Genomic DNA, 20,978 nt, shown 5'->3' with positions numbered 1-20,978 from the left:
ATCGTTCCCTGCGGTCGCGCGGCAGGCCCTCTTGACTTGAAACGCGGCCCTGCGCACCACGCCGGCTCTACTGCACAGGGAGCGGGCATGGCGACGAAGGCGACGATCACGGTCATTGGCGAAGCGATGCTGGAGCTGAGCCGCGGCGATGGGGATGGCTGGAACCTGCGCTATGGCGGCGACGTCATCAACACCGCCATCCATCTGGCGCGCGCGGGCGACACTGTCCGCCTCGCCAGCGCGCTGGGCACCGATCCCATGAGCGCGCAACTGTGCGCCCAATGGGAAGCGGAAGGCGTGGACACGTCGCTGGTCATCGCGGCAAAGGACAAGCTGCCCGGCCTCTACGCGATCGAGACGGATGCGGCGGGCGAGCGCAGCTTCCATTACTGGCGCGGCGAGGCGGCGGCGCGGCGGATGTTCGACCTGCCGCAAAGCGCGGCGATGGTGGCGCAGGCGGCGCAATCGGACCTGCTCTATTTTTCGCTCATCACCCTGGCGATCCTGCCGGACGCCGGCCGGGAGGCGCTGTTGGACCTGTGCGCGCAGGTGCGTGCCCATGGCGGCCGCATCGCCTTCGACGGCAATTATCGCGCGCGGCTGTGGGATGATGCGGCGACCGCGCGCCGCTGGCGCGACCGGGCGATCGCGGTCAGCGACATGGGCCTGCCGACGCTGGCGGACGAGGTCGAGATGGGCGAAGCCGACGACGCCCGCGACGCGGCGGCGCGCTGGGGTGCGGGCGAGGGGCGGGACGTGGTCGTGAAGCTGGGCGGCGATGGCTGTCTGGTGGCGGGCGAGATCGTGCCGATACCGCGTCAACTGGACGTCATCGATTCGAGCGGGGCGGGGGACGCGTTCAATGGCGGCTATCTCCATGCCCGGCTGGCCGGCGCCAGCCCGCGCGATGCGGCGCTGGCCGGGCATCGTCTCGCCGGCTGGAATATCGGCCGCCGCGGCGCGATTCCGGCGCGCGATGCCGATGCGCCTTATGGCTGATCCCCGTTGACAGCAGCCCATGGCTTGCGCCATGGGCGGTCGGGCAGGCGGGTGTAGCTCAATGGTAGAGCTTTTGCTTCCCAAGCAAGTGACGAGGGTTCGATTCCCTTCACCCGCTCCAGCCGTCTAAAGCGCGCTGCGTTTAATCGGACGCAAGTCGTACGATCTGGTTTTTTATCTTCGCTCGTTTTAGCGGAAAAGCGGTTCCCACTTTTCCGCACGATGCTCTACGATGCGAACCCTCGTTTTTGGCGCGCTACGCCCTGACCGGCCATGCCGTGGCGGGAATTGCCTCTCCCTCCCTAGCTGAAGACGAAATCCGAACTGACCAGCGCGGCTTTATCGACGCCGGTCAGGATCAGGGACTGTCCACCCCCAAAATCAAAGCGGGTGTCGGCGCCATCCGTCGTCGCGATCGCCATGATTTCGGCGAAACTGTCATAATCCTCGCCCATCGTCAGAATGATGCGATCATCGGCCTGCTCGTCGCCGGCGGTAAAGTCCATGATTCGCACCTGGCCGGACCCCGTCCAGAACAGGAAGGCGTCGTCGCCGGCCTCGCCGTAGAGGACGTCCTTGCCGCCGCCGCCGTCCAGATAGTCGCCACCGTCGCCGCCGTAGAGATGGTTGTTGCCGGCATTGCCGTACAGCGCATCCCCGACCTCGCTCCCGCGCGCATTCTCGAACCCGATGAACCTGTCGCCGGACCCTTCCACGCCATAGGACCAGCCCAGGTCGAGATGGATGGTCACCCAGTCGAGCGATCCCCTGTAGCTCAACAGGTCCGACCCGCTGCCGCCGTGCATTTCATCCGCGCCAAGGCCGCCGATGATGATGTCGTTGCCAGCACCGCCGTATAGAATATCGTCGCCGGCGCCGCCGACCAATATATTGGTCCGGCCATCGCCAGCCAGAGTGTCGTCAAGGTCGCTGCCGGTGATCCTTTCCATGCCGCTGAAGCTGTCGCCGGTCGCATCGCCGCCGTCCGCTGCGCCGGTGGTGAGGTTCACAGTCACGCCGGCGGTCGATCCGCTATAGTCCAGAATGTCGTTGCCGTCGCCGCCCAGCAGCGTATCCGCGCCTGCGCCGCCCCGCAACATGTCGTCGCCAGCGGCGCCTTCCAGCCGGTCATTCCCCAGGCCGCCGATCAACTGGTTGCGGCCGCCGCCGCCGATCAGTACGTCGTTGCCGTCGCCGCCCTCCGCATGGCTGAAGCTGATGAGCGTGTCGCCGTCGGCGTCGCCACCCGATGCGGTCTGGGTCTGCAGATTGACAAGCACTGCCCCGACCGATCCGCGATAGCTCACAACGTCGCCATGCTTGCCGCCGTTGAGCAGATCCGCGCCGGCTCCGCCGATCAGCCAGTCGCGCCCGTCGCCACCGAACATTATGTCATCGCCCGCGCCGCCCATAAGCTGGTTCTCGCCGGCGTCTCCGGTCAGCTTGTCGTCGTGGCTGCTGCCGATCAGCCCCTCGATCCCGTCATATTGGTCGCCTATCGCCTCGCCCCGCGTTCCGACGCCGGAGGCGAGGTTGGCGGCGACGGCCGACAGGGCCTCGGCATAGCTGGCCATGTCGACGCCCTGATCGCCATAAAGCATATCGGCGCCCGTTCCACCCATCAGCACATCGTCGCCCAAGTCGCCGTGCAGGGTGTCGCTGCCTTGCAGGCCGCGCAGGATATCCGCGCCCAATCCGCCGTTCAGGAGATTGTTCAGGCTGTTGCCGCTGCCGCGAAACAGCGCTGCGCCGCCGAGATAGGTGAGATTTTCCACATGGCTCGCCAACTCGTAATCGTCCAGATCCAGAACAAGAACCTCGTCCGTGCCGCCGCCGGACAGTTCGATCGTCTGGTCGTTGATTGAGTCGACGACATAGAGGTCATCGCCATCGCCGCCCTCCAGCCGATCGTCGCCCGCGCCGCCGTCCAGCAGGTCCGAGCCGGCGCCGCCCAGCAGCCTGTCATCGCCGTCATAGCCCAGCAGCAGGTCGTCGCCCCCCAGACCGCTCAGCACGTTGGCCAGGTCGTTGGCGTCGATCCGGTTATCCTGCTCATTGCCTGTGCCGTTGCGGGCATCGGGGCCGTCGAGCGCCAGCGCTTCGACGAAGGGCGCCAATGTGTAGCTGACCGACGACACGACGAAATCGATGCCTTCGCCGTCCGCCTCGATCACCTGATCGTAGATGTTGCTCACGAAATAAATGTCATGGCCGTCGCCGCCGCTCATCTGGTCGGCGCCGCGCCCCCCGTCCAGCCAGTCATCGCCCGCGCCGCCGAACAGCCGGTCATTGCCATCGCCAGAGTCGAGAAAATCGTCGCCATCGCCGCCGCGCAGTTCATCGGCGCCATAGCCGGACAGGATGATGTCCATGTCGGCGGAACCGGTCAGCAACTGGTCGCCATGGGCAAGGCCGGCATTGAGGATGTGCCAGGTCATGGAGACCGACTCGCCGCTGAAATTGTTCATCGCGGAAAAGGAGAGAGTGCCGTCGGACGCATCCTCGCCTCCCGGAAAGCCGAGATAGACGATGGCGGAACCCGAGTCCCAGCCATAGCCGCCGGTGCCCCCGATCGTCCCGCCCTGGTCGTAATAATTGTAATTCCAGCTTGTTTCGTAGAAGGCTTCCCCGGTTTCCGGATCGTCATAGCCGGGAACATAATAATCGATCTGCATGTCGAACGTGCCGGAATCACGATCGATCGTAAGCCAATAGCCGATAAAGCCTGCCATGATCCCCTCCTGCCGGGATGGATGGACAGGTCATAGACGACGCTGCTGGTTCCGACAAGAAAACAGCGGCCCATTACCATCTGTCCGGCGCGGATACTTTGTCATGGTCTGCGACAGCGAAGATTCTCTATTTGATCCAGCCTGTCTGGGTCTGTCGCAAGTGGGTAAGTAAACTTAACCTACCTGACGCTTGGCCAGCTTGCGGGCGAGGGTGCGGCGATGCATACCCAGCCGCCGCGCGGCTTCGGAGATGTTGAACTCGCTATCCTTGAGCACCTCGTGGATATGTTCCCATTCCAGCGTCTTGATCGACGTCGGCCGGGGCGCGAGCGGCGCGGTGGGGTCGCCGCCGGAGCGGGCGAAGGCGGCCTCGATATCGTCGGTGTTGGAAGGCTTGGCGAGATAATTGGTGGCGCCCAGCTTGATCGCCTCCACGGCCGTCGCGATGCTGGCGAAGCCCGTCAGCACCACGATCAGCATCGCCGGATCATGGGCGTGGAGCGCCTGGACGCAGGCCAGGCCCGATTGCGGGCCAAGCTTGAGATCCACGACCGCGAAGCCGGGGCGGTTGTCGGCGAGTATCGCGGTCACCGTTTCCAGGCTGTCGGCCGACAGCACGCTGTAGCCGCGCCGTTCGAAAGAGCGTTTGAGCGTGCGGGCGAAGCCTTCGTCATCCTCGACGATCAGCAATTGCCGTTCATCCGTCATCATTCGCCTCCTCCAGCGCCAGCGTCGAGAGCGGCAGGCGCAGCAGGATCATCGCGCCGCCCTCCGCACCATTGCTGGCGTCGACCCGCCCGCCCAGCTTGCGCACGACATTGACCACCAGGAAGAGGCCGAGGCCGCCGCCCTGCTTGCCCTTGCTCGACCGATAGGGTTTGCCGACATCGGCCAGCATCGCCGCGTCGAAGCCACGGCCATTGTCGCGCACCGCGATGTGCAGCCACTGGCTGTCGCGGCTGACCATCATGTTGATATAGGTCGCGCCCGCCTCGCGCGCATTGTCCAGCAGGTTGGTCACCGCCTGGCGGATCACCGGATCGGCGATGATGCGCGGATATTCATGCGGGCCGAAATCGCAGCGCAGCGGCATACCCGGATTGGCGATCCGCCAGTCGCGCGCGATGATGTCGATGAAATCGCGGACGTTGGTGATCTGCGGCGCTTCGCCGCGCGCCTCCCCCGCGGACATGAGGATGCCGGTCAGGATGGTCTTGCAGCGTTGCACTGCCGCTTCCATCTCTCCCACTTCCTCGACCAGTGCGGGGTGCGTCTTGATCTCCGGCATGTGCCGCCAGTCGCCCAGCACCACGGCGAGCTGGGCGAGAGGCGTGCCCAGTTCATGCGCCGCGCCCGATGCCAGCAGGCCCATCCGTACGATATGCTCTTCCTCGACCGCCTGCTGCCGCAGTTCCGCCAGATAGGCCTCCCGCTGTTGCAGGTTGCGGGTCACGCGGGTCATGAACAGCACCAGCAGCACCGCGATCATGGTGATGCAGATCCAGGTGCCGACAATATGCAGGTCGAACAGATGCCCTTCCAGCGTTTCGCTGAGGTCGAGCGGACGGTAGACGAAGGCCAGCATCGCCGCGCAGAGCATCGATACCGCCACGATTCCCCATACGCTCCAGCGATGCAGCAGCACCGCGCCCAGCGCCACCTGCACCAGATAGAGCGACACGAACGGATTGGTCGCGCCGCCGCTCAGATAAAGTTGGGTGGTCAGCGCGAACACGTCGAACAACAGCGCCAGGAACAGCTCGGCATGGGTGATGTCGGTGCGCCTGCGCAGCACCATCAGGCTGCCGATGTTCATCGCCGCTGCGATGCACGGCACGACCAGCATCGATGGCAGCGGCAGGTGGATGTCCATGCCGAAATGGACGAACAGGATCGTCGCGACCTGCCCGGCGATGGCGATCCAGCGCAATTGCACCAGCAACGCCATGTTGCGGCGCCCGGCTGCGTCGGCGGGCCACCGGCTCGGCAGCCAGCGCGCGCGTCTTCCCGGCTGTGCAGTCATCCCCGGCGATCTTTTCCAGACTGGCGCATGACCAGGCTATAGGCCCCGGCGACCATCGCCGCCAGTATGAACCAGGTGATGGCATATTGCAGATGGTTGTTGGGGAAGCTGACGACGGTCAGCCCGCCCACCGGCAGCACGTCGGGCGAAGGGCCGGCCTGCGCGTCGATGAAATAGCCCGCTATCGACCTGAGATTGCGTGCGGTCGTGATGGCGGCGACGTCGCGCGAATACCAGCGGTCGGCGGCGGGATCGTTGCTGCGCAGGAAGCCGCCGCCCGGTTCGGTCAGGCGCAGCAGGCCGGTGACGCGCACCACGCCCTGCGGCCGATCGTAGCGGGCCTTGGCTTCCGGTGGCACGAAGCCGCGGTTGACGAGGAGAATCACGCCGTTCGCCTGACGCAGCGGGGTCAGAACCCAATAGCCCGCGCCGCGCACCGTGGCGGCCTGCACCAGCGCGGCCTTGTCATGCAGGAAGGCGCCGGTGGCGGTGACGCGGCGATATTCGTCGGCCTGGGTTGCGCTGGCCGGAGCCGGCACCGGCGCGGCGTGGATGCGGACATCGACGCGGGCGATGAGGTCGCGCTTCCATGCCAGCCGCTCCACCTGCCAGACGCCGAGCGCAATGAGGCCGACGAACAGGATCAGCGCGGCCAGCGTCAGGCCGACCGGGAACCCCGCCTTTTCGGGGCGGGGGTCCATGGCTTTCACGGCATCTGGCTCATGTCATGCTGCGACATGGGCATCATGTTATGATTGAGATGATACATGACCCACATCGACCCGGACAGGGTGATGACGACCAGCACCAGCGTGAAGATCAGCGCCATCATCGACCAGCCGCCTTCGGAACGGGTGTTCATGTGCAGGAAGTAAATCATATGCACCACGATCTGCACGACGGCGAAGGCCATGATGATGATCGCGGTGGCCTGCGGATTGGCGAAGACGCTGGCCATGACCAGCCAGAAGGGGATGGCCGTCAGGATCACCGACAGGCCGAAGCCGATCATGTAGCTGCCCATGCTGCCATGCGCGCCCGCATGGGCGTCGGGGTGGTCATGGCCGGGTTTGGGGTGGGCGGCATCGCTCATCGCAGCATTCCCATCAGATAGACAAAGGTGAAGACGCCGATCCAGATGACGTCGAGGAAGTGCCAGAACATGCTGAGGCACATCAGGCGGCGCTGGTTGGCGGGTATCAGGCCCTTTTTCGCGACCTGCACCATCAGCGTCACCAGCCAGATGCAGCCGAAGGTGACGTGCAGCCCGTGGGTGCCGACCAGCGTGAAGAAGGCCGACAGGAAGCCCGACCGCATCGGCGTCGCGCCCTCATGGATGAGGTGCGCGAATTCGTACATTTCGATGCTGAGGAAGGCGAGGCCGAACAGGCCGGTGACGGCCAGCCAGCCCTGCGTCGCGCCGACCCGGTTCTCCTCCATCGCCAGCATGGCGAAGCCATAGGTGATGGAGGAGAAGAGCAGCATGGCCGTGTTCACCGCCACCAGCGGCAGATCGAACAGATCCTTCGGCCCCGGTCCCGCCGCATAGTTGCCGCCCAGCACCGCATAGGTGGCGAACAGGCAGGCGAAGATGAGGCAATCGCTCATCAGGTACATCCAGAAGCCCAGCATGGTGCTGGACCCTTCGGGATGATGCGGCTCATGTTCCAGATGGAAGAGCGGGTTGCCGTCCTTGTCGAGGAAGGCGGGGTCGATCGGAGATGCGCTTGCCATGATGGATTAACCCTGGGTCGCGAGCAGCGCGGTGCGCTCGCCCTCGGTACGCTCGACCACATCCTTGGGGATGTAGAAGTCGCGCTTATAGTTGAAGGTATGGCCGATCGCGACAGCGAGGATGCCGGCGAAGCTGAGGCCCGCGAGCCACCAGATGTACCAGATCATGCCGACCGAGAAGGCGACGGACAGTCCGGCGATGATGATGCCGGTGCCGGTGTTGGACGGCATATGGATCGCTTCGTACCCCGACAGCGGCCGCTGATAGCCGCGCTTCTTCATGTCGGCCCAGGCGTCATTGTCATGGATGACGGGCGTGAAGGCGAAATTATAGTCTGGCGGGGGCGAACTGGTCGCCCATTCAAGCGTGCGGCCGTTCCACGGATCGCCCGTAGTGTCGCGCAGCTTCTCGCGGTTGATGATGCTGACCGCGAACTGGACGAACATGCAGGCGATGCCGGCGGCGATCATCAGCGCGCCGAAGGCGGCGATCTGGAACCAGATCTGGAGGCTTGGATCGTCGAACACGCGCATCCGGCGGGTCACGCCCATCAGGCCGAGGATATAGAGCGGCATGAAGGCGAACCAGAAGCCCACGACCCACAGCCAGAAGCTGCGCTTGCCCCATTTGGTGTCCAGCGTGAAGCCGAACGCCTTGGGCCACCAGTAATTGATCGCTGCGAACAGGCCGAACAGCACGCCGCCGATGATCACATTATGGAAATGCGCGATCAGGAACAGCGAGTTGTGCAGCACGAAGTCGGCGGGCGGCACGGCGAGCAGCACGCCGGTCATCCCGCCGACGGTGAAGGTCAGCATGAAGGCGACGGTCCACATCATCGGCAGGTCGAACCGGATGCGGCCGCGATACATGGTGAACAGCCAGTTGAAGAGCTTCGCGCCGGTCGGGATGGAAATGACCATCGTCGTGATGCCGAAGAAGCTGTTGACGCTGGCGCCCGATCCCATGGTGAAGAAGTGGTGCAGCCACACGAGATAGGACAGGATCGCGATGACGACCGTCGCATAGACCATCGAGCTGTAGCCGAAGAGGCGCTTGTTCGAGAAGGTCGCGGTGACTTCGCTGAACACGCCGAACAGCGGCAGGATGAGGATATAGACTTCCGGGTGACCCCAGATCCAGATCAGGTTCACATACATCATGGGGTTGCCGCCCATGTCGTTGGTGAAGAAGGCGGTGCCGATATAGCGGTCGAGCGACAGCAGTGCGAGAACGGCGGTCAGCACCGGGAAGGCGGCCACGATCAGCACGTTGGCGCACAGCGAGGTCCAGGTGAAGACCGGCAGCTTCATCATGTTCATGCCCGGCGCGCGCATCTTCACGATGGTCGCGATCAGGTTGACGCCCGACAGCAGCGTGCCGATGCCCGCAATCTGCAAGCCCCAGATATAATAGTCGACGCCCACGCCCGGCGAATAGGCGATGCCCGACAGCGGCGGATAGGCCAGCCAGCCGGTGCGCGCAAATTCGCCCACGAACAGCGACATCATGACGATGACGGCACCCGCCGTAGTCATCCAGAAACTGAAATTGTTGAGGAAGGGGAAGCTGACGTCGCGCGCGCCGATCTGGAGCGGGACGATATAGTTCATGATCCCGGTGATCATCGGCATCGCGACGAAAAAGATCATGATGACGCCATGCGCCGTGAAAATCTGGTCGTAATGATGGGCGTTCAAATAGCCTTCCGACCCGTTGAACGCCATCGCCTGCTGCAGGCGCATCATCACCGCGTCGGCAAAGCCGCGCACGAACATGATGAGGCCCAGGATCATGTACATGATGCCGATGCGCTTATGGTCGACGGTGGTGAACCAGTCGCGCCACAACATGCCCCATAATTTATACTTGGTGATGCCCGCGACGACGACGAGGCCGCCGAGCATGACCATGATGAAGGTGCCGACGACGATCGGCTCGTGCAGGGGGAGCGAACTCCAGTCGAGCCGACCGAATATCAGCTTCCAGATGCCGCTATTTTCAGAGGCGGGGGAGGGGGACATGGCGTCTAGCCTTCAGGCGAGAGAGAAAAGAAAGAACGGGGGCAGGGCATGGGCGATCACATGCCTTCATGACCGGCATGGCCACCGCCATGCCCATCGCCGTCCTGCTGGCCGGGGGCCTGATGGCCCTGCGCGGCCGGGGTGCGGTCCGCCGCCGGGGTCATGCCCGCGGGCTGGGCGATCTCGCCCTTCTTGCCCGGCTCGACCGGATGATAGCCGCCCACGTCGATCGTGCCGTCATGGCGCAGCCCTTCGACGTCATGTGCCGATTCCTTGCCCGCGCCGCCGTGCATGTCGGTCATCATCACCGCGTCCATGCACTTCTTGCCCGGCTGCACGCACATGTTGAGCGCGGCGTGGAACAGTTTGGGCTCAACGCCGCCGAAATACATAGGCGGCACCTTTTCGCTGGGCTGTTCCAGCTTGATGTAGGTCGCCCGGTCCAGGGTCGCGCCGCTGGCTTTCACCTTGGCGACCCACTGGTCGAAACCGGCCTCATCCATCGCGTGGAAGCGGAAACGCATGTTGGAGAAGCCGGCGCCCGAATAATTGGCGGAGAAACCCTCATAATTGCCCGGCTTGTTGGCGACCGCGTGCAGCACCGTCTGCATCCCCGGCATGGCGTAGATCTGGCCGGCGAGCGCGGGTACGAAGAAGCTGTTCATGATGCTGGACGAGGTGATCTTGAACTCGATCGGCCGGTCGACCGGCGCGGCCAGTTCGTTCACCGTCGCGATGCCCAGCTCGGGATAGATGAACACCCATTTCCAGTCCATCGCCACCACTTCGACCTGCAACCGCTTGGCGGCCGGATCGACCTTGCGCGCCTGATCGACGCGTTCGATCGGCCGATAGGGGTCGAGCAGATGGGTGCTGCTCCACGTCACCGCGCCCAGCGCGATGATGATCAGCAGCGGCGCCGACCAGATCAGCAGCTCCAGGCTGGTCGAATGATCCCAGTCGGGATCATAATCCTCCGCCTTCGCTTTCTCCCGATATTTCCAGGCGAACCAGATCGTCATCGCCATCACCGGAATGATGATCAGCAGCATCAGCGCGGTGGAAATGAGGATCAGGTCGCGTTGCTGCATTGCAACGTCGCCGGCGGGGGACAGGACCACCCAGTTGCATCCGCCCAGCGGCAGCAGCAGGAGTGGCGCGATTCGGCGCAGAAATGCGCGCTTGGTGGCGGAATGACGGGCTATCATGCGGCCCGCATTATCAGGATGGCCGGCGCGCGACATTGGACCTTTTGTCCTATCCCTGTGCATCTGCAAAATAGGGCATGGGTGAATTTATCACCGGGATGATTCGTCGTGCAACGAAGTGCGGCACGGATCGTTCCCGCAGCATGAAGGTCCGTTTTACCCCATGACTTCCGCGACGACCACGCCCAATTCGACCCAGGCGGAACGCGACGTGCGCCAGCTTCATGCGCATGGGCACAAGAAGATCGCGCCCGGCGAGATCGCGATCGGCGTCATCATCGGTCGCACGTCGGAATTTTTCGACTTCTTCGTTTATGCGATCGCCTCCTGCATCGTCTTCCCGGCGCATATCTTCCCCTATATGTCGCCGCTGATGGGGACGCTCTGGTCCTTCGCCATCTTCGCGCTCGCCTTCATCACACGTCCGATCGGGTCATTCATCTTCATGGCGGTCGATCGCGCCTATGGCCGCGGCGTGAAACTCACCATTGCGCTGTTCCTGCTGGGCGGATCGACGGCGGCCATCGCCTTCCTTCCGGGCTATGACACGATCGGCCATGGTGCCGCCTTCCTGCTGGCGCTGTTCCGCGCCGGGCAGGGCGTGGCGCTGGGTGGCACCTGGGACGGCCTCGCCTCCTTGCTCTCGCTCAACGCGCCGCAGAACAAGCGCGGCTGGTATGCGATGATGCCGCAACTCGGCGCGCCGCTGGCGCTGATGGTAGCGGCCGGCCTGTTCGCCTTCTTCCTCAACACCCTCTCGACCGCCGATTTCCTCGACTGGGGCTGGCGCTATCCCTTCTTCGTCGCCTTCGCGATCAACGTGGTGGCGCTGTTCGCCCGCCTGCGCATCGTGGTGACGCACGAGTTCGAGCGGCTGTTCGAAACGCGCGAGCTACAGCCTTCGCCGGTCGTCGAAACCGTCCGCAGCGAAGGGCGCAACATCGTGATCGGCGCTTTCGCGCCGATGGCCAGCTTCGCGCTGTTCCACATGGTCACCGTGTTCCCGCTGTCCTGGATCGCGCTCTACACCGACCAGCCGCTGGAACGCTTCCTGATGATCGAGGTGATCGGCGCGTTCGTCGGCGTGCTGGCGATCATCGTGTCGGGCTTCGTCGCCGACATGGTGGGCCGCCGCACTTTGATCGGCTGGTCGGCCGTGGGCATCGCCATCTTCGCGGTCGCGGCGCCCCTGCTGTTGAACGGCGGCGATCTGGGCGAAGTCGCCTTCATGGTGCTGGGCTTCATCCTGCTGGGGCTGAGCTTCGGCCAGTCGTCGGGCATCGTCGCCTCCAACTTCCGCACCGCGTCCCGCTATACCGGGTCGGCGCTGACGTCGGACCTGGCCTGGCTGGTGGGCGCGGGCTTCGCGCCGCTGGTCGCTCTGTTCGTGTCGGCCGAGTTCGGCCTGGCCGCGTCGGGCATCTATCTGCTGTCGGGTGCGGTGGTGACTGGGGTCGCCCTGTTCGTGAACAAGGAACTGGCCGGCCGCGATCGTTAAACCGCGTCGCGCATTCTCTTAAGCGCCTTGCGGTCGAACCAGGCGGTGAGGCCGGGGCGCGGGCGGAAGCGGGGCAGCCATTCGGAATAGAGGCTTGCAAGACGCGCGGGGAGGCCAACCGGTCCCTCGCGCGTCATGATATCCGACACGATCCGGTTCTGGTAGAAACGCACCGAATAGTTGACCAGCCGCTTATAATGCATCCGCCAGGTCGGGGGTCGGGCCAGGCTGACCTGCTCGCACAAGAAGCCCGCATCGTCGCAGGGCACGATCCCGGCGAGATCCCAGGCGATATCCTTTTGCAGTCCGGTATGCGCCCAGGACGCCACCAGCCCGTCGTCGCCGATCAGGTCGTCGGGCAGGCGCAGCCCGCGGGCGCGGATAGCCCGCACGAAATTCCCAGACAGTGCATAGAGATCGCCGAACAGCCCGCCTTCGCTGTGGAGCGTGCCGCGATAGGTTGCCGCCATCCGCCCGTTCATCGGCATCCCCGACGCGGCATTGGCGCGGGGATGGGCGGCCAGATCGGCGGCCAGCGCATCGATCGAGCCCGCCACGATCTGGGCATCGCCATCCAGGAAGACGACCGCATCCTCGGACCCGGTCAGCAGATCATGCACCATATGGTTCCAGGTCCGCGACTTGCCGCCTGCCTGAATGTCATGGACGATCACATTGGCCCGGCCGCCCGCCGCTGCCCGCGCCCGCGCGACCGTGGCGTCGGTCGTGCCGTTGACCAGCACATGGAAGATTGTGTCCGGCCGATCGAGCGGCAAGGACGCCAGACAGGCGCCGATCCGCCGTTCTTCCTGATGCGCGAAGATAGCGACGGCGACGGAAGAGGGGGCGACGGAAGAGGAGGGGGGCGTCATCGCCTTAACGGAAGTCCCAGCCCTGCTGGCCGTGCTGGCTGGCGTCGAGGCCGTCGGCCTCTTCCTGCGCGCCGACCCGCATGGCGATGACGACCGACACGACCAGCGCGGCGATCGCGCTGCCGACCATCGCCCACAGCGCCACGACGATCAGGCCGATGGCCTGGGCCGTCAACGCCCCGCCAACCGAGATATTCGCGTCGAAGCCGACCCCGCCCATCAGCGGCAGGACGAACAGCGGCAGCAGCAGCACGCCGGTCAGTCCGCCCAGCCCATGGATGGCGAAGACGCCTGCACCGTCATCGACCCGGCCGGAGAGGATGCGTCCGCCGGTGCGTGCGACGCAGGCGGCGATGATGCCGATCAGCATCGCGCCGCCGGTGCCCACCAGCGCGGCGCTGGCCGCTATGGCGGCGATGCCGGCCAGTGCGCCGGACAGTATGCCCGTCGCGCTGGTGCGGGCGTTCAGCATCCGGTCGAGCAGCCCCCAGGTCAGCGCCGCGGCGCAGGCGGCGAAGAGGTGATTGAGGATGGCGGTCGCGGCGTCGTCGGTCGCGCCCAGCGCCCAGCCGCCGACCACGCCGGACAGGCCGACCCACAGCAGCCCGCCGCCCGCCAGGCTCAGCAGCGGGGCGTGGCCGGGATCGGACGGTTCGCGCCGCCCGCCCGCGATCAGGGAGAGGGCAAGGGCGGAAAAGCCCGCCACGCCATGCAGCACCAGCCCGCCGGCAAAATCCATGACGCCCATATCGGCCAGCCAGCCGCCGCCCCACACCGCATGGGCGACCGGGGCATAGACGATCAGCAGCCAGAGCGGGGTGAAGGCGACCCACCAGCCGATCCGCGTCCGCTCCGCCACTGCGCCCACCAGCAGGCAGGCGGCGAGCAGCGCAATCGCAAGCTGGAACAGGACGAAGGCCGATTCGGGCACCGTCAGCCCGTCACGCAACTGGGCGAGATTGGCGAGCAGCAGGTTCGCGCCGCCGCCCAGCCAGGCGCTGCCCGGCGCATAGGCGATGCTGTAGCCCGCAATGCCCCAGGTCAGCGCCGCGACCGCCGCGACAGCCGCGCCCTGCGCCGTCACCGACAGGGCGCTGCGCACATTGACCTGCCCCGCATGGCGCAACATCAGCCCCGGCAACGCGGCCAGCAGCACCAGCAGCGCGCACAGGATCATCCAGCCGGTATCGCCGCTGTCGGCCACGGCCACCTGCGCCCAGGCAGGTTGCGGCACCGCGATCGCGGTCAGAAGGGGCAGGGCGAAGGAAAAGCGCATCATCAAAACCCGGCTATGGACAAGTCCGCTGTGTCTAGCGGCGCTCTGGTAAAGTTTTCGATAAGTAAGGTCGATTGGTGACGGGCGATGCAGCGGCAGGACGCGACGGGACACGACGGGCGAAGTTCACACCGTCGTCGGGCAAATTCGGCCAATAGTCACTGTGAGGCTGCCGCGAAGCCCTCGTGACGCCCCTGCGACGCGCCACATGGGCCACACTCAAGCGACACGCGCGCGACACTGGCGCTACGCCCACGCGACTGCGATGCGCCGATCGCGCGACGGCAGGACTGTCGGGGAGGGGCGGCGGATTCATCCAGAACGATAGACCAGACAAAATCCTACATTGGAAGGCCTTCGTGAATGGGCAGCATACCCGTCTTTCCGCCGATGGATGGCAAGGGCCAGTTTACAGGTTCAACTGTGGTAATGGCGCCCCCGCTCCTTTAGAGGGGCGGCGCAGTTCCAAGACGTTCATATAGATGATGGCAGGTAGAAGATGGCCCGCAAACATTCCAAACATGGTCGCTACGAAGACGTGCCTGTCGAGGAGGATGCGCCGGCGCCGGTGATAGACTGCTGGCTGTGCGGGCGGTCGACCGGCAAGACGATCGTCTGGCACCATCCCGTTCCCAAGAGCCGGGGCGGGCGCGATGTCGTTCCCATGCATGGCATCTGCCAGCAGACGCTGATCGCCAATTTCACCAATTCCGAATTGCAGCGCCACGGCACGAATGTCGAGGGCCTGCTGGCCCATCCCAATGTGCGCAAATTCGTCGACTGGGTGGCGAATAAAGACCCTGATTTCACCGCGACCATCGCCAAGAAGCAGCGGTAAGGCAGGGCGAAAAGTTGTTGCTGCGTTCGGAAAGAAGCGGGATGCCGGGGCAGGCCCGGCATGACGGAATAGGTATGTCTGGAAGCGACCAGACCCTGTCGTCAAAGGGTTCAGTTGCAGCGCCGATAAGCGGACCTAATCCAATCGCCTCATAAGCCCGTTGGAGAAGTAGCCGACCGTCGTGCCGGTCAGTTCTTCCCTGATCCTTGATGCCAACGCCATACCGTTTTTGTCGAGTTCGGCCACAAGATCATCAGGAAAACCAGCAAAGTGCGCGTCTTCGTATCGCGCCAGCCAAGAAGTTAGTCCGCATGCGAGTTGCTCTGACAACCCAATGGATTTTGGATCGACATAGCCGCCGTTGATGGCGTCGCGAATACCAGTTCCCGACAACATTCCGTCAACTAGAAGCTCGGTCGCCATATCACCTCCGGCGTAAAAAATAAGCTGCATATAGCGATTGGCGCAATGGCAGCTGATTACGGCATGGACACGGGAAGCGGACCGTCCACTCCCCACCCATCCCAATCCCTCTAAAAACTCTCGCCCCCGCATCGCACGCGGCCGGTGCCGCGATTGTCGACGGTGCAGGCGGCCTTGCCGGTGATGGTGACGTCGCCCGATCCCGATGTCGTCACCTTCGCGGTAACGTCGGCGGTCAGGGTGATGCTGCCTGGTCCTTCGTTGGTGACGCTGGCCTGGCGCGCGATAAGGGGTTCGGCCGCCAGCGCGCCGGGGCCGTTGACGCGAATATTGGCGACGCCCGCCCGGCCCGCCATCGTCACGCGGCCGCCGCCCGCCAACGCCAGTTCGACTTGGTCCAGATCGACCGTCGCGACAGTGATATCGCCATTGCCGCCCAGGACGATCTGCCCCAGCAGGCCCTTCATCCGGTCGATCGACACCGATCCGCCGCCGGTCAGCACGATCCGCTGCACCATGGCGGTGGACAGGCGCAAAGTCGCCGCGCCGCCGCTTTTTTCGCCCGGCCGCGCCCGGTCCATGCCGATGGTGAGCAGCCGGCCGGACACATCGACCTTCAGCCGGTCGAGCGCCCCCTGGTCGCCTTCCGCCCGCGCCGATGCGCCTGCGCCGGTGGTCACTATGACCGTGACCGGCGCATCCACGCGGATCGCGTCGAAGCTGGTGATCGTATAGCCGCGCGTCGCGGCGCCCGCAGGCGCGGCGAGGATCAGGCCCACCGCACCAGCCAGGATTGCGCTCAGGGTGCGCAGCGCGCTTCGCCCGGTCCCACGCCGCTCGTCGTGCATTGCGCCTTGCCCTTCACCGTTACGTCGCCCGGACCCATGATGCTGATAGCGACCTTCCCGTCGGAGGCAATGTCGATATCGCCCGCGCCCAGGATCGACAGGTCCGCCGTGCCGACCTTCAGCGCTTCGGCATCAATGTCGCCCGCGCCGGTGATCGACAGTTTCGCAGCGTCGGCGGCGCCCGCAATCTTCACCGATCCCGCGCCGGTAATATCGACGCTCAGCGTCTTGAGCGCCACCGTGCCGATGCGGAAATCGCCCGCTCCGGTCAGCGACAGGTCCAGCCGCTCGCCCTGCGCCTTATCCAGGTCGAAATCGCCCGCGCCGGTCAGTGCGGCGGCCGTGATGGCGGGCATGGTCACATGGACCGTCGCCCCCTTGTCGCCATCCTTGCGACCCCAGTTCCAGTCGCCCTTCGACTTGCGGCCGATCACCAGCTTGCCGTTCTTGACCCGGATGTCGAGGTCGGCGACCGCCCTGGCATCGCCGTCCGCCTTCACCGCAAAGCCGCTGCCGATGGTGACGGCGACATTGTCCGGGCCGGTCGCGTCGATCTCGGTGAAATCCTTGAGCGCCGACCAGTCCTGCGTGCTGCGCGCGCCTGCATCGGCGGCGGGCGACTCGTCGGTGCGAGAGCAGGCGGTGGTGGACAGCGCCATGCCCGTCAGGGCCAGCGCGAGTAACGGCATCTCAAAGCGGGGAAAGGGGCGGGGCATCACAATCTCCTCAACGTGTGTTGTTTGAGCAATACACGTTGTCCGTGGCGGTTCCAAGCCCCTTGTTCGTCGGACCGGTTCAGGCATGATAGATGACTGAAAATATGGAGTGTCCCGTCCATGCGCCTTTCCCTGTTCGCTCTTCCCCTGCTTGCGACGATCGCCGCTGCCCGTGTTCATGCGGAGGGGGAGGGCGACGCCGGCGCGCGCTGGTGGGCGCATGTGCAGGCGCTGGCCAATGACGGCATGGAAGGGCGCGGCACCGGCACGCCGGGCTATGATCGCGCGGCCGACTATGTGATCGCGCAGTTCAAGGCATTGGGCCTGAAACCCGCGGGGATCGACGGCTACAAGCAGCCGGTCGCCTTTATCGAGCAGGTGATCCTGGCGGACCAGAGCCGCGCCGCGCTGGCCGGGCCGCAGGGCGAAACGGCGTTGGCGGTGCCGGGCGACCTGATCTTTTCGGGGGGCGGCGGCCCGGTGCCCGAACGCATCGACGCGCCGATGGTGTTCGCCGGCTATGGCCTGCACCTGCCCGAAGCGGGGCATGACGATTTCGCCGGGCTGGACCTCAAGGGCAAGATCGTCGTCGTGCTGTCGGGCGGGCCGTCCACCATCTCCGGCGCGCTCAAGTCCCATGCCCGGTCAGAACGCGCGCATTGGCTGGCAGAGCAGGGGGCGTTGGGCCTCATCACGCTGGTGACGCCCAGGCAGGTGGAGATTCCCTGGGTCCGCCGGGTGGCGCTGGCGGGGGCGCCGGCGCTCTATTATGCCGACGCAACCCTGCGGGAAACACAGACGCCGTTCCTGGGCGCGCAGGTCGACCCGGCCAAGTCGGCGCAATTCTTCGCCGGGACGGACAAGGATTTCGCTGCGATCGCCGCCGCGGCCGACGCCTCCGCCGCGGTCGCCAGCTTCCCGCTCGCGCTGCGTTTCAAGGCGCAGGTGGCCGCCAGGCGCCGCGACCTGTCGTCGCCCAACCTGATCGCCGTGCTGCCGGGCAGCGACCCGAAGCTGCGGTCGGAACATGTCGTGCTGTCGGCGCATCTGGATGGCTATGGTGTCGGCACGCCGATCAAGGGCGACGCCATCTATAATGGGGCGTTCGACAATGCGTCGGGCGTCGCCAGCCTGCTGGAGATCGCGAAGGCGTTGAAGGCCGGTAAGGTCAAGCCGAAGCGGTCGATCCTGTTCGCGATCGTCACGGCGGAGGAGAAGGGGCTGCTGGGCGCGCGCTATTTCGCACGGCGACCGACGGTGCCGCAGTCCAGCATCGTCGCCGATCTGAATTTCGACATGGCGCTGCCGATCTTCCCGCTGACCAGCGTGACGCCGATCGGCTATGACCAAAGCTCGCTTGGCCAGGATGCGGCGGCGGTGAGCGCGCAGATGACCCTGCCGATCACGCCCGATCCCTTCCCCGATCGCAACGTCTTCATCCGGTCCGACCAATATGCCTTCATCCGCGAAGGCATTCCCGCGCTGTTCTTCAAATATGGCTTCAAGGCGGGCACGCCGGAAGCCGACACGGAAAAGGCATGGCGGGCGAACCTCTATCATTCGCCGTTCGACGATCTGAACCAGCCGGTCATGCCTGCCGAAAGCGCGAAGCTGAACGCCTATGTGACCGCGGTCACGCTGCGCGTCGCCAATGCGGCGGCACGGCCGGCGTGGAATGACGACAGTTTCTTCAAGCGGTTCGCGAAATAGCAGCGCTATGCCGCCAGTTGCTCATAGAGTTCGAGCGGCAGGCCGTCGGGGTCGGCGAAGAAGGTGAAGCGCCGGCCGGTATGGTCGTCGACGCGGATCGGCTCGCATGGCACCCCGGCCGCGTCGAGCCGCGCCACCTCCACGTCGATGTCCGCGATTATGAAGGCCAGGTGGCGCAGGCCGCAAGCTTCCGGGCGGCTGGGCCGGGGAAGGGGCGCGGGGAAGGAGAAGAGTTCGATCTGCGCATTGCCCGCGTCGAGATCGCATTTCCACGATTGCCGCTCGGCGCGCCAGACTTCGCGGATGACGGGCAGGCCGATTATATCGCGATAAAAGGCGCGCGAGCGGTCATAGTCGGAACAGATGAGGGCGATATGGTGGATGCAGCGCATCGGCCGCTCATAGGCGATGGCTGCGTGGCCCGCCAGTTTCGATCGGGGCTGTGGGTTCAGGCGACGCGGCGCTGCTCGCCGGCATCGAACAGCCAGGCTTCCGCTTCGTCCACCGAGGCGAATATCTCGGCATCGTCGCGCACGCTCAGGATGCGGCGGGTCTGCAACCGGGTCAGATTGTCGTGCCGCACGACCGCCAGCTTTCGCGATTTGAAGCGTGTGTCCAGCACGACGCGGGTGAAGGCGGCGACGACCTCCTGCGACTGGATGACGCAGCCTTCGGTGTTGATCAGGATGACATAGTCGCCCGATCCCAACCCCATCGCCAGCACCGCGGCTTCCTTGTCGGCGTCGAAGCGCTCGACGTCGGCCGGATTGAGAAACCCCGACATTTCGGCAATGATAAGCTGGCGGCTGCGGTCCGATGTGACTTTGATCATGAGGCTTTCCTATGGGTCGCTGGGCAAAAGCCTGCGCCGATAGGGTTTACGAAACATGATCAGGCTCCGCCGCTTCGACCAAGGTCTAAGCGATCGGCAAAGTCTTCCTGTCGCCATGGACGATGTGCCCTGCTTGATCCCTCGGCGTCCGCCGCCTACACCCGCGCCATGACCTATGCACCCTATCCGGCGCTGCGCCTGCGCCGCACCCGCGCCTCGGCCTGGAGCCGGGCGATGCACGCCGAAAACCGCCTGTCGCCCAGCGATTTCCTCTGGCCGCTGTTCGTCACCGAAGGGGCCGGGGTGGAAGAGCCGATCGCCGCGCTGCCCGGCGTGTCGCGCTGGTCGGTGGACCTGATGGTGGAACGGGCGAAGGACGCCCGCGACGCCGGCATTCCCTGCCTCGCCCTCTTCCCCAATACGCAGGCGGACCGGCGCAGCGACGACGGGGCCGAAGCGCTCAATCCCGACAACCTCATGTGTCGGGCGATCCGCGCGATCAAGGATGCCGTGCCCGACATCGGCATTCTGACCGACGTCGCGCTCGACCCCTATACCGCCCATGGGCAGGACGGGCTGCTGGACGACACAGGCTATGTGCTGAACGACGCCACGATCGACATATTGATCGGCCAGTCGCTCAACCAGGCGGCGGCGGGGGCGGACATCATCGCGCCCAGCGACATGATGGACGGCCGCGTCGGCGCGATCCGCGCAGCGCTGGAGCAGGGCGGCCACCCCAATGTCCAGATCATGGCCTATGCCGCCAAATATGCCAGCGCCTTCTATGGCCCGTTCCGCGATGCGGTGGGGTCGCGCGGACTGCTGAAGGGCGACAAGAAAAATTACCAGATGGACCCCGCCAATGGCGAGGAAGCGCTGCGCGAGGTCGCGCTCGACCTGGCCGAAGGGGCGGACAGCGTAATGGTGAAGCCGGGCCTGCCCTATCTCGACATCGTCGCGCGGGTGCGCGACCGTTTCGCCGTGCCGGTCTTCGCCTATCAGGTGTCGGGCGAATATGCGATGATCGAACATGCCGCCGCCGCCGGCGCTGGCGACCGCGACGCACTGATCCTGGAAACGCTGATGGCGTTCAAGCGGGCAGGGTGCAGCGGCGTGCTGACCTATCATGCGCTCCACGCGGCGCGCCTGCTGAATGGCTGACCCCAAGCCCGCGCGATGATGATCGCCCGGCAAGTCTCTCTGCATCGGGCAACTTCCGCTTGAACCGCAGCGACTTGCTA

At 65.2% G+C, this 20,978-nt stretch carries 20 protein-coding genes and 1 tRNA gene; 6 read left to right on the top strand and 15 right to left on the bottom strand.

What is annotated here, in order from left to right; translation table 11 throughout:
- The first annotated feature begins 87 nt into the window (after positions 1 to 87).
- Together SBA_RS16910 and SBA_RS16905 are read left to right on the top strand one after the other, a co-directional pair.
- A complete protein-coding gene (locus tag SBA_RS16910) occupies positions 88 to 999 on the top strand; it encodes a sugar kinase (RefSeq protein ID WP_224549973.1) in 912 nt (303 codons plus the stop codon).
- A gap of 47 nt (positions 1,000 to 1,046) precedes the next feature.
- A tRNA-Gly gene (locus SBA_RS16905) sits at positions 1,047 to 1,120 on the top strand.
- A gap of 181 nt (positions 1,121 to 1,301) precedes the next feature.
- Here the strand turns inward: SBA_RS16905 and SBA_RS16900 are convergent.
- From SBA_RS16900 to cyoA, 8 genes are all read right to left on the bottom strand, one after another.
- A complete protein-coding gene (locus SBA_RS16900) occupies positions 1,302 to 3,731 on the bottom strand; it encodes a calcium-binding protein (protein WP_261935259.1) in 2,430 nt (809 codons plus the stop codon).
- Between the two features lie 174 nt (positions 3,732 to 3,905).
- The gene (locus SBA_RS16895; protein WP_261936773.1) at positions 3,906 to 4,439 is read right to left on the bottom strand and encodes a response regulator transcription factor; all 534 of its coding nucleotides are present in this window, start codon (positions 4,437 to 4,439) and stop codon (positions 3,906 to 3,908) included.
- Positions 4,429 to 5,754: an ATP-binding protein gene (locus tag SBA_RS16890; RefSeq protein ID WP_261935258.1), complete on the bottom strand. Its 1,326-nt coding sequence runs from the start codon at positions 5,752 to 5,754 to the stop codon at positions 4,429 to 4,431. Before SBA_RS16890 ends, SBA_RS16895 begins: the two co-directional genes overlap by 11 nt.
- A complete protein-coding gene (locus SBA_RS16885; protein ID WP_261936772.1) occupies positions 5,751 to 6,455 on the bottom strand; it encodes an SURF1 family protein in 705 nt (234 codons plus the stop codon). Before SBA_RS16885 ends, SBA_RS16890 begins: the two co-directional genes overlap by 4 nt.
- A gap of 5 nt (positions 6,456 to 6,460) precedes the next feature.
- Entirely contained in the window at positions 6,461 to 6,847 is a 387-nt protein-coding gene (gene cyoD / locus SBA_RS16880) for a cytochrome o ubiquinol oxidase subunit IV (RefSeq protein ID WP_261935257.1), read from the bottom strand.
- Entirely contained in the window at positions 6,844 to 7,488 is a 645-nt protein-coding gene (cyoC, locus tag SBA_RS16875; RefSeq protein ID WP_261935256.1) for a cytochrome o ubiquinol oxidase subunit III, read from the bottom strand. The genes cyoD and cyoC overlap by 4 nt, the downstream gene beginning before the upstream one ends.
- A 6-nt stretch (positions 7,489 to 7,494) precedes the next feature.
- On the bottom strand, positions 7,495 to 9,513 hold the full coding sequence (gene cyoB, locus SBA_RS16870; protein ID WP_261935255.1) for a cytochrome o ubiquinol oxidase subunit I: 2,019 nt from the start codon (positions 9,511 to 9,513) through the stop codon (positions 7,495 to 7,497).
- A 56-nt stretch (positions 9,514 to 9,569) separates the two neighbouring features.
- Entirely contained in the window at positions 9,570 to 10,721 is a 1,152-nt protein-coding gene (gene cyoA, locus SBA_RS16865) for a ubiquinol oxidase subunit II (RefSeq protein WP_261935254.1), read from the bottom strand.
- 163 nt (positions 10,722 to 10,884) lie between these two features.
- Here cyoA and SBA_RS16860 point away from each other — a divergent pair, with 163 nt between their 5' ends.
- Positions 10,885 to 12,219, top strand: coding sequence for an MFS transporter (locus tag SBA_RS16860; RefSeq protein WP_224549980.1), 1,335 nt, complete (start codon positions 10,885 to 10,887; stop codon positions 12,217 to 12,219).
- Here the strand turns inward: SBA_RS16860 and SBA_RS16855 are convergent.
- Positions 12,216 to 13,091 (bottom strand): glycosyltransferase family A protein, encoded by an 876-nt coding sequence (locus tag SBA_RS16855; protein ID WP_261935253.1) that lies wholly within the window; start codon positions 13,089 to 13,091, stop codon positions 12,216 to 12,218. The genes SBA_RS16860 and SBA_RS16855 overlap by 4 nt on opposite strands.
- A 4-nt stretch (positions 13,092 to 13,095) precedes the next feature.
- Complete coding sequence (locus SBA_RS16850) at positions 13,096 to 14,367, bottom strand: ammonium transporter (protein ID WP_261936771.1); 1,272 nt, start codon at positions 14,365 to 14,367, stop codon at positions 13,096 to 13,098.
- 499 nt (positions 14,368 to 14,866) lie between these two features.
- On the opposite strand from SBA_RS16850, the gene SBA_RS16845 reads away from it, so the two are divergent.
- Entirely contained in the window at positions 14,867 to 15,205 is a 339-nt protein-coding gene (locus SBA_RS16845; RefSeq protein ID WP_261935252.1) for a hypothetical protein, read from the top strand.
- Between the two features lie 135 nt (positions 15,206 to 15,340).
- On the opposite strand, the gene SBA_RS16840 is transcribed toward SBA_RS16845, so the two are convergent.
- The 3 genes from SBA_RS16840 to SBA_RS16830 form a co-directional block, all read right to left on the bottom strand.
- Positions 15,341 to 15,628 carry a hypothetical protein gene (locus tag SBA_RS16840; protein WP_261935251.1) on the bottom strand — a complete coding sequence of 96 codons (288 nt, stop codon included), beginning with the start codon at positions 15,626 to 15,628 and terminating at the stop codon, positions 15,341 to 15,343.
- A 110-nt stretch (positions 15,629 to 15,738) separates the two neighbouring features.
- Positions 15,739 to 16,476, bottom strand: coding sequence for a head GIN domain-containing protein (locus SBA_RS16835; RefSeq protein WP_261935250.1), 738 nt, complete (start codon positions 16,474 to 16,476; stop codon positions 15,739 to 15,741).
- Positions 16,428 to 17,192 (bottom strand): head GIN domain-containing protein, encoded by a 765-nt coding sequence (locus SBA_RS16830; RefSeq protein ID WP_261935249.1) that lies wholly within the window; start codon positions 17,190 to 17,192, stop codon positions 16,428 to 16,430. The genes SBA_RS16835 and SBA_RS16830 overlap by 49 nt, the downstream gene beginning before the upstream one ends.
- A 120-nt stretch (positions 17,193 to 17,312) precedes the next feature.
- On the opposite strand from SBA_RS16830, the gene SBA_RS16825 reads away from it, so the two are divergent.
- Positions 17,313 to 18,902 (top strand): M28 family metallopeptidase, encoded by a 1,590-nt coding sequence (locus tag SBA_RS16825; RefSeq protein ID WP_261935248.1) that lies wholly within the window; start codon positions 17,313 to 17,315, stop codon positions 18,900 to 18,902.
- A 5-nt stretch (positions 18,903 to 18,907) separates the two neighbouring features.
- On the opposite strand, the gene gloA2 is transcribed toward SBA_RS16825, so the two are convergent.
- A complete protein-coding gene (gloA2, locus tag SBA_RS16820; protein WP_261935247.1) occupies positions 18,908 to 19,294 on the bottom strand; it encodes an SMU1112c/YaeR family gloxylase I-like metalloprotein in 387 nt (128 codons plus the stop codon).
- 56 nt (positions 19,295 to 19,350) lie between these two features.
- Positions 19,351 to 19,734, bottom strand: coding sequence for a hypothetical protein (locus SBA_RS16815; protein WP_261935246.1), 384 nt, complete (start codon positions 19,732 to 19,734; stop codon positions 19,351 to 19,353).
- A 168-nt stretch (positions 19,735 to 19,902) separates the two neighbouring features.
- Between SBA_RS16815 and hemB the strand changes: the two genes are divergently transcribed.
- Positions 19,903 to 20,898, top strand: coding sequence for a porphobilinogen synthase (hemB, locus tag SBA_RS16810; RefSeq protein WP_261935245.1), 996 nt, complete (start codon positions 19,903 to 19,905; stop codon positions 20,896 to 20,898).
- The last annotated feature ends 80 nt before the right edge of the window (positions 20,899 to 20,978 follow it).

This window comes from Sphingomonas bisphenolicum (assembly GCF_024349785.1).
Taxonomy (GTDB): Bacteria; Pseudomonadota; Alphaproteobacteria; order Sphingomonadales; family Sphingomonadaceae; genus Sphingobium; species Sphingobium bisphenolicum.
Note: the sequence above shows the minus strand (reverse complement) of the source record. Positions and strands in the feature narration are given on the sequence as shown.

Coding starts and splice junctions, on each gene's coding strand:
- SBA_RS16910 (WP_224549973.1), top strand. CDS start 88: ATGGCGACGAAGGCGACGATCACGGTCATTGGCGAAGCGATGCTGGAG.
- SBA_RS16900 (WP_261935259.1), bottom strand. CDS start 3,731: ATGGCAGGCTTTATCGGCTATTGGCTTACGATCGATCGTGATTCCGGC.
- SBA_RS16895 (WP_261936773.1), bottom strand. CDS start 4,439: ATGACGGATGAACGGCAATTGCTGATCGTCGAGGATGACGAAGGCTTC.
- SBA_RS16890 (WP_261935258.1), bottom strand. CDS start 5,754: ATGACTGCACAGCCGGGAAGACGCGCGCGCTGGCTGCCGAGCCGGTGG.
- SBA_RS16885 (WP_261936772.1), bottom strand. CDS start 6,455: ATGGACCCCCGCCCCGAAAAGGCGGGGTTCCCGGTCGGCCTGACGCTG.
- cyoD (WP_261935257.1), bottom strand. CDS start 6,847: ATGAGCGATGCCGCCCACCCCAAACCCGGCCATGACCACCCCGACGCC.
- cyoC (WP_261935256.1), bottom strand. CDS start 7,488: ATGGCAAGCGCATCTCCGATCGACCCCGCCTTCCTCGACAAGGACGGC.
- cyoB (WP_261935255.1), bottom strand. CDS start 9,513: ATGTCCCCCTCCCCCGCCTCTGAAAATAGCGGCATCTGGAAGCTGATA.
- cyoA (WP_261935254.1), bottom strand. CDS start 10,721: ATGATAGCCCGTCATTCCGCCACCAAGCGCGCATTTCTGCGCCGAATC.
- SBA_RS16860 (WP_224549980.1), top strand. CDS start 10,885: ATGACTTCCGCGACGACCACGCCCAATTCGACCCAGGCGGAACGCGAC.
- SBA_RS16855 (WP_261935253.1), bottom strand. CDS start 13,091: ATGACGCCCCCCTCCTCTTCCGTCGCCCCCTCTTCCGTCGCCGTCGCT.
- SBA_RS16850 (WP_261936771.1), bottom strand. CDS start 14,367: ATGCGCTTTTCCTTCGCCCTGCCCCTTCTGACCGCGATCGCGGTGCCG.
- SBA_RS16845 (WP_261935252.1), top strand. CDS start 14,867: ATGGCCCGCAAACATTCCAAACATGGTCGCTACGAAGACGTGCCTGTC.
- SBA_RS16840 (WP_261935251.1), bottom strand. CDS start 15,628: ATGGCGACCGAGCTTCTAGTTGACGGAATGTTGTCGGGAACTGGTATT.
- SBA_RS16835 (WP_261935250.1), bottom strand. CDS start 16,476: ATGCACGACGAGCGGCGTGGGACCGGGCGAAGCGCGCTGCGCACCCTG.
- SBA_RS16830 (WP_261935249.1), bottom strand. CDS start 17,192: ATGCCCCGCCCCTTTCCCCGCTTTGAGATGCCGTTACTCGCGCTGGCC.
- SBA_RS16825 (WP_261935248.1), top strand. CDS start 17,313: ATGCGCCTTTCCCTGTTCGCTCTTCCCCTGCTTGCGACGATCGCCGCT.
- gloA2 (WP_261935247.1), bottom strand. CDS start 19,294: ATGCGCTGCATCCACCATATCGCCCTCATCTGTTCCGACTATGACCGC.
- SBA_RS16815 (WP_261935246.1), bottom strand. CDS start 19,734: ATGATCAAAGTCACATCGGACCGCAGCCGCCAGCTTATCATTGCCGAA.
- hemB (WP_261935245.1), top strand. CDS start 19,903: ATGACCTATGCACCCTATCCGGCGCTGCGCCTGCGCCGCACCCGCGCC.